We start from the raw sequence: 12,601 nt of genomic DNA, 5'->3' as shown, positions 1-12,601 counted from the left end.
AAAACGAGTGAGTTCATAGCAAATTTTGCTATAATGCACAGACTTAAAAAGCGTTCAAAAAATCCCATCTAAAAAGGTTTAAATTTGGCAATATTTAAGATTATGGATATTGAAAATTGGGAGAGAAAAGAGCATTATCATCACTATTCTAATGTTACGCAATGCACTTATGGTATCACAATCAAACTAGAGGTGTCCAATATCATAAGGGATTCTTTGAAGTTTTATTCCACAATGATTTATTACATAGCAAAAACCGCAAATAGCCTAAAAGAGTTTAAAATGTCATTTGAGGATTCTAAACTTGGGTATTACGATATTATAAATCCAAGCTATACGCTATTTAATAAAGATACTAAAACTTTTTCATCTGTTTATACAGAATACAATGAGGATTTTCATTTATTTTACAAAAACTGCCTTGAGGATATGAGGAATTATAGCAACAGCAAATCCTTTGCCCCAAAACCCGCAAATATCAAGAATCTATTTCATATTTCCTCTATCCCTTGGGTGTCGTTTGAGGGGTTTTGTTTAAATATGCATCAAGGTTTTGATTATCTGCTTCCAATCTTTACAATGGGAAAATATTATCATAATGGCAATCAGATATTTTTGCCCCTTGCGATACAGGTTAATCATAGGGTTTGCGATGGGTATCATCTAGGCTTATTTGTCAATCATTTGCAAAATTATCTGTTGAATCATTGGAAATAGGCGTGCTTAAATCTGCTTGGGATTGGTAATTTATGGAATGCTTGGAATGTGGGCATTGGAGCTTGTTTTTAAGAAGTTTGCCACCTTTTGAGTGTCGGGAATAACTTGGTGCAGTGTGCTTTCATTTGTTCATTGCTCATTCCCGCTTATGCGCCATACATTGCACACATTTGTATATACTCTTGCAGTGAGACTTTATCTATAAATTCGCCTTTGTCATAGCAATACTTGCAATAATCAAGGCTTATGCTTCCATCTTTTTCTAGCCCCATTTGTTCCTTTGAATTAAGGGGCATACCGCAACTTTGGCAGATTGTATTTTGCATTAAGAATCCTTTGTCATATACTCTGCGAGGAAGTTAAAAAACTCTTTGGAGACTTCAAAATGCCCAAAACGTAGTTTGCTTGCGTAGGCTTTCCATTCTTGATGTGTCTTTGCCACGTTTAAAGGGCATTCTCGCTTAATTTCGCTCCATAGCACATCACGCCTAAAGGGAAAGAAACCTTTAAACATCTCCACTTGATACACATTTTCATCAGCGATTTCACCAAGTGCCGTAAATGCTTGATAAGGTTCTTTAGATTCCATAGTAAGCTTTGGGCTATAATAGATGATTTATCATTTTGCTTCATTCTTTTAAGCGGCGCGGCTTTGCCGTGGCAGAGTTGGCAAAATCCCCCTGCTTGTCCTATTTGAATATGATTTTTTGATGCTATGCCGATGAAGTAGCGCATTGGGTGTCCTATAAATTTTTTTCAAAATCATTGATAAATTTCTCATAACTATCTAATGGTCTAATATCAATATTGTATATTCCATTTTCTTTTTTCTCAATAATTACACAATCAAAACCTAAATTTTGCATTTTTTCATAAGTTGCTATTTCTCCCTCTCGTAATCTTAAGGCTTTCTTTAAAAGCCAATTTGCTAAATCATCATTTGGATTGCTCATCAATGCTTTAGAATTGTCTTGACAAAGCTTTACCTGCAAATTTTCATCAAGAGGTGTTCTTAAGGTGAAAGGTATATCGCGAGAGGGAAAAAAGTTTGGACAAAGCTGATGAATCTTTGTAGGGACAGGAATATAAACCTCTCCATATTTTCTTTTTCTTCCTCCAGCATTCCATTGATTTAAACCACTTTTTTCAGGCACATTTTTTTCTTTGCTTTTTGTGCTATATAATGGCAAAATAACATAATCAACCCCCGCAATTTTTGGCTCTATAACATTTGCTCCTAAAAGATTATCTTTAAGCAAAAGCAAAAACTCAAAAGGGTTTTCTAAAATTTTTATATCTACACTAGAAAATTTTTGTGGAATATAGAATTTTCTTTGCAAAACATTTTTTGAACGATTAAAATAATATTCATTCACACCATCATAAAAACTTAGACTTGCTTTAGTGTCCTTAATGTCTCTTATATTGTCTATATTGATTTTTTCATAATCTGTTTCAAAAAATATAAGTTTATTTGTATCCCTTGCAATAATATGGTAGATTGAATTTGTAATTCCATATAAATCGTTTGCAAGTTGGATTCTCTCATTTCGCAATATTGCTAAAGTCTTAGCTAATTCTATATTTGCTTTAGTTTTTAAAATTTGAGAATCCTTGTTAAATTCCGCTACTTTTTCAATGCTTGCTTTTTTATTGCAAATAAAAGTTTTTAAACCAATGCCTAAATTTCCAATTTTTGCATCATAAGCAGTATCGGAACGACTTAAATTTTCTGCTTGAAAACATTGACAAAAAAGATTTTCCATTGCACGATAATGCAAAAATGGTGTGCTATTTTCGCTGAATAGTTTTGATAGGCTAGAAATAATCTGCAAAGATTCCACATAATTTAAGCTTTTTTCTCTATCAAGCTTGAAAAAACTTTTCATTGCAAAACCTTTAAAATTTCTTTTGCAATCCTTTTAACCAAAGGATAAGTGATAGAGTTTCCAGCTTGAATATAAAGTTTAGAATTTGGTAAATTTGGTAATCTAAAGTTTTTAGGATAACCTTGAAAATTAAAACATTCTCTAGGTGTTAATTTACGAATACCAAAATCATCTTTAATGATTGGCACATTATGCCCCCCTGTTCCCATATTTGCAGTTAATGTAGGACAAAGATTTGATTTGTTTTCTCGCACATAAATTCTACGAAGTTGATAAATTGTATCTTTCTTAACAACCTCTTTTTCCAGCCATTCATAATATTGACTTTTAGGTGTGTAATAAAACAAACCTTCCTGCTTTTTTGAAATAAGGCAGGAATGAATTGTTTTTGTAAGCTTAATAGGTTTTGGAAAAGTAAATTGATGATGATTTTTAACTTGTAATTTATCAAAAGCTACAATGAAAATCCGCTCTCTATTTTGAGGAATATTTGCGTGAGTGGCTGAATTTAAAACTTCATTATACACACAATAACCTAATTGCTCTAAAGTTGATTTAATCACATCAAAAGTTTTTCCTTTATCGTGGGCTTTAAGATTCTTTACATTTTCTAAAAATAACACTTTTGGTTTATGTTTTTCTGTGATTTTTGCAATTTCAAAAAATAGTGTGCCTCTTGTATCCTCAAATCCTTTTTGGTATCCAGCAATAGAAAAAGCTTGACAAGGAAATCCAGCACATAAAATATCAAAATTTTGTGGGATTTGATTTTGGGTAGATTCTAAAGTAATATCACCAAGAAGTAGAGTTTTAGGGAAGTTTAAATGATAAGTTTTTTGAGCATTGGGGTCTATCTCACTAGCAAATAAGCATTTACCCCCACTAAATGCTAAATGAAATCCACCGATACCAGCAAAAAGGTCAATAAAGGTTATTTGAGTATTGTGCATTATTTTTCCTTATTAAAATCCAAAATAGTATCATAGCAAATTGCAAATAAAATTAAACAGATTCAAGTAATCCAAGAGGATAAGTTTTCTTGGTGTAAATTGTGATAATATCACTTTTAAATTCTTTGCAATTTTATATACTTCCATATTTTAAGGTGAAATCAAGGTTAAAATATGAAAGAAACCAATCGAAACAATCAAGCAAATTCATCGCGTAGGAGATTTTTAAAGTTTCTAGGCGTGGCAAGTGTGAGTGCTGTGAGCGTTAATGCGACACAACCCACAGATTCTAAAGTTTCTAGTCTCGCACACAATCCCCAATACAAAATGGCTTCCATTATAGATTTGGGATTGTGTGATGGGTGCAGAGATAGGGAGATTCCCGCTTGTGTCTCTGCGTGTAAAGCAAAAAATAGTGCAAATTTTCCCGAACCCATAGCGGAGATTCCCTATTATTTCCCGCGAAAAGTCTATGAGGACTACTCTAAGGATAGAGAAAATATTAAGCGACTAACGCCTTATAATTGGACTTATGTGGAATCTCTAAAGGTTGAGGATAGGGAGATTTTTGTGCCTAGAAGGTGTATGCACTGCGATGACCCGACTTGTCAAAAGATTTGTCCCTTTGGTGTGATTTCTAAGGATTCTAATGGCGCGGTAAAAATTGATGATGAGTATTGCTTTGGCGGTGCAAAATGTAGAGATGTATGCCCTTGGGGGATTCCACAAAGACAAGCAGGAGTTGGAATCTATCTTAAAATCGCACCCAAACTCGCAGGGGGAGGGGCAATGTATAAATGCGATGGTTGTGCGGATTTGTTAGCAAAAAATCAAAAACCAGCTTGTGAGGTGCAATGCCCTAAAAAAGCCATAATCTTTGGAGATAGAGAGGAGATATTACAAAAGGCTAGGGCGTTAGCACAAGCATACAAGGGAGATAAAGAGGGGACTTATCTCTATGGAGATAAGCAAAATGGTGGCACTTCTACCTTTTATGTCTCGCCTGTGTCTTTTGAAAGCATACAAGAATCTTTAAATGCAAAACACAATTTCACACAAGAGCAACCGCAAAAAATTGGGATTCCGCATATGAATTTAGAGATTAAAAACTTTGTGAGTGAGGATTCTGCTTTGATTAAAAGTGTGCTTTTAGCTCCTCTTGTGGGAGTTGTTGCAGGAGGCATTGCTGTGGCAAGGGCAAATAGAGCCGATAAAAAGGAGAGTAAATGAAAGAAGCAAAAATACAAAGACAAAGTGCGCAAAATAGAATCGTGCATTGGGGTGTTGCAATCAGCATTTTTGGGCTTATTTTTAGTGGAATCTTGCAAATGCCTGTGAGTAAGCGTTATATGCTCAATGAATTGCCTTTAATGGCGTGGAGTGGGGATTATTCTATCTCTTTGGTTGTGCATTATGTATTTGCGATTGTTTTATTATTCTTTGTAGGATTCCATTTGATGTTTCACTTTGGGCGAAAGGAGTTTGATATTCTCCCTAAAAAAGGAGATTTTGGTAAAAGCATTGCTGTGATTAAGGCAATGTTATTTAAAGGAGAAGAGCCACCAAGTGAGAAATATTTACCCGAGCAAAGACTTGCTTATGCGGGAATTGCGATGGTGATTTTGCTTTTAGTTGTTACAGGAATAATAAAAACTTATAAAAACCTAGCGGGATTTAATTTAAGTGAGGGAGTAATGTTTTGGGTTACGCAGCTGCATAATTTGGGAATGTTTTTGATGATTTTAGCAATTATTGGGCATTTAGCCGCGTTTATTTTTAAGGCAAATCGTCCCTTGCTTAGTGGAATGTTTAGCGGAAAAGTGAGTGCAAAATATATCTTGCATAGGCATAGGCTATGGAAAAATGGAGTGGAACGCGCAAAAGGGGTGTTAAAGGAATCTTAATATTTTAAAAGGGCATTCCATAAAAAGCAAAAATTAACTTGTGGCAAAGTATAATAACGCTTTTAATTTTGTAGGGGTTTGTAATGTCCAAATTTGAAACAAAATATATCTTTGTAACGGGTGGTGTTTTAAGCTCGTTGGGTAAAGGAATCACTTCATCGTCTATTGCAACTTTATTGAAGCATTCGGGCTTTAAAGTTGGAATCTTAAAAATTGATCCTTATATTAATGTAGATCCCGGGACAATGAGCCCCCTAGAACACGGCGAAGTGTTTGTAACGCACGATGGGGCAGAGACGGATTTGGACATTGGGCATTATGAGAGATTCTTAAATATGGATTTCTCCTCTAAAAACAACTTCACAACCGGACAAGTGTATCTAAGCGTGATTGATAGGGAGCGCAAGGGCGGATATTTGGGTAAGACAATCCAAGTGATTCCGCATATTGTAGATGAGATTAAACGTAGAATCCGTTTTGCAGGAGAGGGACACGAAATTTTAGTTGTGGAGCTTGGAGGAACGGTAGGCGATATTGAGGGATTGCCATTTTTAGAAGCAATGCGTGAGATGAAGCACGAGTATGGAATGGAGCGCGTGATTAGTCTGCATGTTACTTTGATTCCACTCATTCGTGCCGTAGGTGAGCTAAAAACAAAGCCCACCCAACATAGTGTGCAAGAATTGCGCCGCATTGGAATCACGCCACAAATCATCATTGCGCGGACAGAAAAAGAGATTCCAAAAGAGCTAAAAAACAAGCTTTCTATGAGTTGCGATGTGGATTATGACTGCGTGATTATGGCACAAGATGCAAAAAGCATTTACCAAATGCCACTAAACTTTTTAAAAGAGGGTGTTTTAGTGCCGATTGCTAGATTCTTAAAGCTTCCGGACTTTACGCCCGATATGAAAGAGTGGGATTTGTTAGTCAAGCAGATTTTAGCTCCGCAAAATGAAGTAACCATTGCGTTTGTGGGCAAATATTTAAGCCTTAAAGAATCGTATAAATCCCTCACAGAAGCCTTAATCCACGCGGGAGCAAATTTAGACACAAAGGTAAATATCCAGTGGGTGGATAGTGAGGAGTTAGAGAAAAATCCAGAATCTTTAGAGCAATTAAAATATGTTAATGGAATCCTTGTGCCGGGCGGTTTTGGTGAGCGTGGAATCGTGGGTAAAATGGCGGCAATTACTTTTGCAAGAGAACATAAGATTCCATTTCTTGGAATTTGTTTGGGTATGCAGTTGGCAATGATTGAGTTTGCGCGTAATGTGCTTGGAATCAAAGAGGCAGATTCTATGGAGTTTAACGCGGATACAAAAGAACCGGTGATTTATCTCATTGAAAATTTTATTGACCAAAATGGAGAGCAACAAATCCGCACACACACTTCGCCAATGGGTGGCACAATGCGTTTGGGCGAGTATGAATGCCATACAAAAGAGCGCAGTAAATTACAAATTGCATATCAAGGGCAGAAAATCGTAAGAGAGCGGCATCGCCACCGCTACGAAGCAAATCCAAAATATCGCGCTGCATTGGAATCCAAAGGAATGGTAATTAGCGGTGAGAGTAATGGGCTGATTGAAGCCATTGAGCTAGAAAATCACCCGTGGTTTGTTGCTGTGCAGTTTCACCCGGAATTTACCTCTAGGCTACAAGCACCCAATTTGGTAATTTTGGAATTTATTAAGCAATCTATTGCAAATATCCATTAAAGTTTTGTTGTGGCTTTACAACTTCCGCAGTTAGATTACGCAAGTGTGGAATCGCTACTGCAAAGTCGCTTTGCAGAGGATACGATTACGCGTTTAAACGACTTGCCTTTACCGGAATCTTTAGCAAATCTTGCGCATATTGCTAGAGAGATTCAAGAAGCCATTGCGCACAATCAACGCATTGTAATTGTGGGCGATTATGATGTAGATGGGGTGGTGTCGTGTGCGATTTTAGAAGCATTTTTTAAGAAAATTAATTATCCCATCGCAGTAGAGATTCCCAATCGCTTTGCCGATGGATATGGGCTTTCACAATCTGTGATTGCGCGTTTGGATTGCGATGTGATTATCACCGTGGATAATGGGATTAACGCCATTGAAGCGGCGCAAATTTGCAAAGAGCGCGGAATTACACTCCTTATCACCGACCATCACACACCTCAAGAAGTTTTGCCTGACGCTTTGATTTGCAATCCAAAATTATCCAAAGATTTTCCAGAGCCTGAAATATGTGGGGCTTGTGTGGCGTGGTATTTGTGTGCCGCATTGAAAAATGCAATGCAAATCAAAGTGTCAATGGTGGAATTTTTGGATTTACTTGCTTTAGCGATTGTGAGCGATGTAATGCCATTGCGCGGAATGAATCGTGTGTTGCTTAAAAAAGGTTTGGAAGTGTTAGCGCAGAGCAAACGCACCGCATTAATCCACCTAAAAGAGAAGTTTAGTAAGCATAATGTAGATGCGCAACTCATTGGCTATTATATCGCGCCTTTGCTAAATTGCGCGGGGAGAATGGATAGCGCAATGTTGGCTTATAATTTTTTGGTTACAGAAGACAAGGCGGAATCCAAGAAGCTTTTAGAGCAGTTGGTGGAGATTAACGCAAAGCGCAAGGCATTGCAGCAAAGCATATACGAGGAAGCTAAAGCAATGTTTTGCAGGGAAAAGGACTATGCGGAGATTCCATTTATTTTGGTGTTTAATTCTGCTTGGCACGAGGGAATTATCGGAATCATTGCGGCGCGTTTGAGTGAGGAGTTTTTAAAGCCAAGCATTGTGCTAACTTTAAAGGGTGGAATCTTAAAGGGTTCTATGCGCTCTATACATACGGATTGTATGGAGGTTTTAGAATCCGCAAAAGAGTATTTGTGTGAGTTTGGTGGGCATTTTGGGGCGGCTGGACTTAGCTTGAAATTGGAAAATTTAGAAGCTTTTAGGGATTCTTTAATACACTTCCAATACACCAAAGCCCATAAGGATTCCGCATTTAATAACGCTTTGGGTTATTTATCGTTGCGCCATATCACCCCAGAGCTATTTACAATGGTGCAGAGTTTCGCTCCTTTTGGCAATGGCAATATGATTCCAAAATTTTATGTGCAAGCAAAGGTGGTGGATGTGCGTTGTTTTGGGGCAGGGCATAGTAGCGTGAGATTGCAAGAAAAGGGCAGAGTGTGTAATGCGCTAGTGTTTAATCAGGACTTAAGCGCAAAGATAAACCAAGAAATCGCTTGTCTTTATGCGCTCCAATGGGATTCCTATACTAAAAAGGTAATCTTGTATGTGGAGCATTATGCTTAAGGCAAAATGTGGAATCTCTCTGCGCCCAAAAAAAGTTTTGTTTTTAATGCTTCGTGTAAAAACTATTCAGCAGTGTTGGAAGTAACACTAGTGCGCTAAGTAGCATTAGCAACATTACAAGAGTGGTGAGGAATCCAAAGTAAATGGTGGGGATAAAATTGCTGCTCATCATCGCACAGAATCCCACAACAATAATAAAAGTCGTATAATACATTGCGCTTCCGATAAAGTGATGTGATTTTAAGATTGCCTCTTGTGCGGAATGGTTTTCCATTTCAACCTTGAAGCGGTGGATATAGTGAATCACATCATCTACGCCGATTCCAAGCGCGATTGCAGCAATTGTTACACCCATTAAATCTAGAGGAATCCCGCTAACCCCCAAGATTCCAAAAATCGTCCCCAAGGGAATGAGATTGGTTAGCAGCGCGATAAAGGCGAGTTTGACACTCCTAAAAATCCATAAGAAAACCAAGAAAATGATTCCAACGACAAAACTTAGGGTATCCACTTGCGAGGAGATGAGGTTTTGTAGTAGATTGTTGTATAAAACCATTGCGCCATTGATTTGTATCTCTACATTTTCTTTTTGGGCTATTTCTTGCAAATCCTCTTTGAGTTGTGTGATAAAGGCATTGCGCTTTAGGCTTTTGTCTGAATCAAAGGTGCGCAGGACGAATCTTAGCTGGTTTTGTTCTAGGTTGGCATAGGGATTAAAAATCTGCGCTTTTAAGGAATCTTGCGCATTTTTATAGAGGAATGCAAGAGTGAAATCATCGGCATTGATACCTAATGTATTTACCAAGCGCACGAGGCTGTATAGGCTTAAAATAGAACCTACATAAGGATTCTCCTCTAAGGAAGTATGCACACTTTTAGCTAATCTTATCTTTTGACTATCAAACCAATAAATATCTTGCGATTCTAGTGCATTAAACTCCGCTTCAAAATCATTTTCCAAAGCTTCATTTGGCGCGGTATTTTGCGGTGTTTTGTTTGGAAAGGTAATAAGAATCTCCAAAGGCACGGTTCCACCTAAGTCTCTATCAATTTTTAATAAGCCTTGCTTGATTTCACTAGAATCCTTGAAATAATTGACAAAGCTATTTTCCACCCTTACATTTTGGATTCCATAAAAGCTAAAGGCGATACAAAGGAGCGCAAAGAAATAAATCATCTTGGGTTTTGTGATTGCAAGAGTGGCGCAGGATTGTAAAAAATTTTGTTGTTTGGTAGAGAGTTTCGTAATGGTTTGTGGCTTTTTAAATAGGGCTAAAATACTTGCAAAAAGCACAAAGGTAAAGAGTAGGGCGACACTCACGCCAAGACTCATCACAATGCCCAAATGGATAATGGGCAAAATATCGGAATAAATCAGACTAAAAAAACCAATCATTGTGGTGAGGGCAGCAAAAAGGCTTGGCATTTGCTTGGTTAAAAGCACGGCTAGGAGGAGATTCTTTTGTGAGGCTTTGGGAAATTTAGAATAAAATTCCAAATAAGAGACGATTAAATGCACCACCAAAGAAACATTAATAATAAGGAGCAAAGAGACATAATTAGACGAAACAACGGTGATTTTAAATCCTAATGCAGCAAAGATTCCGCTACTTACTACAAGGGTAAAAAGGCAGATAAAAAGCGTCAGAAAGACGAATCTAAAATGCCTAAAAAATGCCCAAAGCATTAGGGCTAAAATCACGCTTAAGCTTGTGCCATAGGTAATAAGGTCGGATTTGACATAGGCAATCATATCACTTGCAATGAGTGGGATTCCGCCAATTTGTAGCCCACTAAATTGCTTTTGCAGGTTTTTAAGTGCGGTGATTGTGGCGTCCTCTTGCGCTTGGAGTCTATCTTTTTCTAGGGAGATTAATTTTTGAATCTCTTGTTTTTGGGCTTCCTCCGTTTCTGTGTTTTTTAGCTCTTTGAGTTGTTTAAGACGCAAATCGTCTTTAAGATAAACAACAATCCCCGCAGTTTTGGAATCCTTAGAGATTAAATTTTGCACATAAAAAGGGTGGTTTAGAATTTCCTTTTTGGCTAATTCAAAATCTATTTGCGGAGAGAGTAGTGTAAGATTGGATTTTAAGGATTCTTGCAAATCAAGATTGGGTACGCTTTTTAGCAAGGGTGCATTTAAAATGCTTAGGATTCCATCAATGTGTGGAATCTCTTGTAGGGCGTTGGTGAGTTGTTGCAAGGTATCAAGGGAATCTTTAGAGAATACATCGCCGTCTTTTGGGCTTAGGGCTAACATTAAAAAATCTTGCGTTGCATAGTTTTTGATAATGGATTCATAGGTTTTAAAATCTTTGTCGTTTTCTAGTATTAGACTATCTGAACTCGCGTCAATGGGAAGCTTGAGCGCAAAGAAACCAAAAACAAACAATGCGACAAAGCATAAGGCAAGGGTAACTTTGGGGGCGCACAAAAGTGCGCGGTAAAAGCGCAAAGTGAGATTATTGCTTGGGGGATTCAAAATGGATTTCGCTTTGGAGTTTAGCTAGGAGAGTTTGAAAATCAGCATTAGTTAGAATATCGTTAAATTGGGAGCGGTAAGTTTGCACAACGCTAATGCCTAAAATATCCACATCATAAATCCTCCAATCGCCCTTGCTATCGTAGAATTTAAAGATAATGTAATTGAGTTTGCCATCTAGCACCATAGAGGTTTTAAGGTTGTAGCGGTTGTTTTTGGTTTGTTCTCCGCCCACCACTTGCATTTCTTCATCTTTATAGAGGCGCAATTTGTCCGTAAAGCTTCTTTTGAGATTCTGCTCAAAGGCTTGATTGTATTGGTCTTGCTGTTCTTTGGTAAGTGTTTTATAGTTTTGTGAGAGGGAGAGTTGCGCCATAAGTTTGTAATCAAAAATGGAATCAAACATTGCAAAGATTTCTCGTGCGATTTGTTCTATCTGCGCATTCTCGGCTTTGGAATCTTGAGGATTGTTGGTGGCATTTTTTTGCAATATTGCAAGGGTTTTTTGGATATTCTGCTCCATTGTGCTTTGGATTTGGTTTAGCTCTAGCCCAAAGGCTAGGGAAGCAAAAAATCCAAAAACAAGGCTGAAAGTCAATAGGATTTTATTAAAAGATTTTAAGGTTTTCATTGCTGTCCTTTGTTTTCTGAAATGAGTTCCGCGCGTCTTTGTTCATAGGAATCACGGAATAAAATATAATTATCTAAGGAATCTTGACGCATAGAATCTAGTGTTGCCTTGTGTCGTGCCATATAGTTTGCTTCTGCTAAAACATCTGCACTAACGGCTAATCCTGTGGGGTCAAGATAGGTGGTCGGATAGGCAAAAAGATTCAAAGGCATTGCTAGGGTATCTCTTAGATTGCTAGGTCCAAGTAAGGGCAGGACAATGTGGAATCCTCCGTCCATTCCCCATTTGCCAAAGGTAATGCCAAAGTCATTGCGATGAGAGTATAAGCCATTTTCTGAAGCAACATCAAAGATTCCTAAGACTCCCGCTGTGGAATTTAGCACGAAACGACCTAATTCGTCCATAGCGTTTTTGGGTTCTCCGGCAAACAGAAGTGCAAGGAAGCGCAAAGGAGAGTAAAGATTATCAAAAAAATTATAAATTCCAAGCTGATAGCCCTTAGGCATTGCCACACGATACATATCTAAAACGGGGCTAAAAATATAATCATAAAGCCCCCAATTCACTTCGTGCATAAAGCGGTTGTAGGTAATCAGAGGATCTTTAATGGGGGCAGAATTGGAGTATTCACTCTCAAAATCGTTGATAAAATCCTCATTTTGTGTGGATTCTTGCGCACAGAGAGAAAGTGCTAAAGCTAAGAGGATAAAAAGAAATTTACGCATA

At 37.6% G+C, this 12,601-nt stretch carries 12 protein-coding genes; 5 read left to right on the top strand and 7 right to left on the bottom strand.

Translation table 11 applies throughout. The features are described 5' to 3' along the window. Window positions 1-84 precede the first annotated feature (84 nt). Window positions 85-717 carry a CatA-like O-acetyltransferase gene (locus BS85_RS0100740; RefSeq protein WP_211246887.1) on the top strand — a complete coding sequence of 211 codons (633 nt, stop codon included), beginning with the start codon at window positions 85-87 and terminating at the stop codon, window positions 715-717. 146 nt (window positions 718-863) lie between these two features. Here the strand turns inward: BS85_RS0100740 and BS85_RS09985 are convergent, their stop codons facing one another. The 4 genes from BS85_RS09985 to BS85_RS0100720 form a co-directional block, all read right to left on the bottom strand. After that, on the bottom strand, window positions 864-1,043 hold the full coding sequence (locus BS85_RS09985) for a zinc ribbon domain-containing protein (protein WP_084310107.1): 180 nt from the start codon (window positions 1,041-1,043) through the stop codon (window positions 864-866). Then, entirely contained in the window at window positions 1,043-1,306 is a 264-nt protein-coding gene (locus tag BS85_RS11850) for an EVE domain-containing protein (RefSeq protein ID WP_245596250.1), read from the bottom strand. The genes BS85_RS09985 and BS85_RS11850 overlap by 1 nt, the downstream gene beginning before the upstream one ends. A gap of 154 nt (window positions 1,307-1,460) precedes the next feature. Beyond that, complete coding sequence (locus tag BS85_RS0100725) at window positions 1,461-2,606, bottom strand: phospholipase D-like domain-containing protein (protein WP_026943107.1); 1,146 nt, start codon at window positions 2,604-2,606, stop codon at window positions 1,461-1,463. After that, complete coding sequence (locus tag BS85_RS0100720) at window positions 2,603-3,556, bottom strand: DNA cytosine methyltransferase (RefSeq protein WP_051604615.1); 954 nt, start codon at window positions 3,554-3,556, stop codon at window positions 2,603-2,605. Before BS85_RS0100720 ends, BS85_RS0100725 begins: the two co-directional genes overlap by 4 nt. Window positions 3,557-3,730: 174 nt before the next feature. On the opposite strand from BS85_RS0100720, the gene BS85_RS0100715 reads away from it, so the two are divergent. From BS85_RS0100715 to recJ, 4 genes are all read left to right on the top strand, one after another. Further along, window positions 3,731-4,786, top strand: a complete 1,056-nt coding sequence (locus BS85_RS0100715) for a 4Fe-4S dicluster domain-containing protein (protein ID WP_026943105.1) — start codon at window positions 3,731-3,733, stop codon at window positions 4,784-4,786. Then, on the top strand, window positions 4,783-5,460 hold the full coding sequence (locus BS85_RS0100710; RefSeq protein WP_026943104.1) for a formate dehydrogenase subunit gamma: 678 nt from the start codon (window positions 4,783-4,785) through the stop codon (window positions 5,458-5,460). Before BS85_RS0100715 ends, BS85_RS0100710 begins: the two co-directional genes overlap by 4 nt. Before the next feature lie 83 nt (window positions 5,461-5,543). Then, a complete protein-coding gene (locus BS85_RS0100705) occupies window positions 5,544-7,181 on the top strand; it encodes a CTP synthase (RefSeq protein ID WP_026943103.1) in 1,638 nt (545 codons plus the stop codon). A 9-nt stretch (window positions 7,182-7,190) separates the two neighbouring features. After that, window positions 7,191-8,762: a single-stranded-DNA-specific exonuclease RecJ gene (gene recJ / locus BS85_RS0100700; protein WP_034550870.1), complete on the top strand. Its 1,572-nt coding sequence runs from the start codon at window positions 7,191-7,193 to the stop codon at window positions 8,760-8,762. Between the two features lie 43 nt (window positions 8,763-8,805). Here recJ and BS85_RS0100695 read toward each other — a convergent pair whose 3' ends face one another. From BS85_RS0100695 to BS85_RS0100685, 3 genes are read right to left on the bottom strand one after another with little or no spacing between them, the layout of a single operon-like run. Then, complete coding sequence (locus tag BS85_RS0100695) at window positions 8,806-11,244, bottom strand: efflux RND transporter permease subunit (RefSeq protein ID WP_051604614.1); 2,439 nt, start codon at window positions 11,242-11,244, stop codon at window positions 8,806-8,808. After that, window positions 11,225-11,875, bottom strand: coding sequence for a Tgt2/MlaC family protein (locus BS85_RS0100690; protein WP_026943100.1), 651 nt, complete (start codon window positions 11,873-11,875; stop codon window positions 11,225-11,227). Before BS85_RS0100690 ends, BS85_RS0100695 begins: the two co-directional genes overlap by 20 nt. Further along, complete coding sequence (locus BS85_RS0100685) at window positions 11,872-12,600, bottom strand: MlaA family lipoprotein (protein ID WP_026943099.1); 729 nt, start codon at window positions 12,598-12,600, stop codon at window positions 11,872-11,874. The genes BS85_RS0100690 and BS85_RS0100685 overlap by 4 nt, the downstream gene beginning before the upstream one ends. Window position 12,601 lies beyond the last annotated feature (1 nt).

Origin of the sequence: Helicobacter rodentium ATCC 700285, from assembly GCF_000687535.1 — a bacterium.
Lineage (GTDB): Bacteria > Campylobacterota > Campylobacteria > Campylobacterales > Helicobacteraceae > Helicobacter_D > Helicobacter_D rodentium.
Note: the sequence above shows the minus strand (reverse complement) of the source record. Positions and strands in the feature narration are given on the sequence as shown.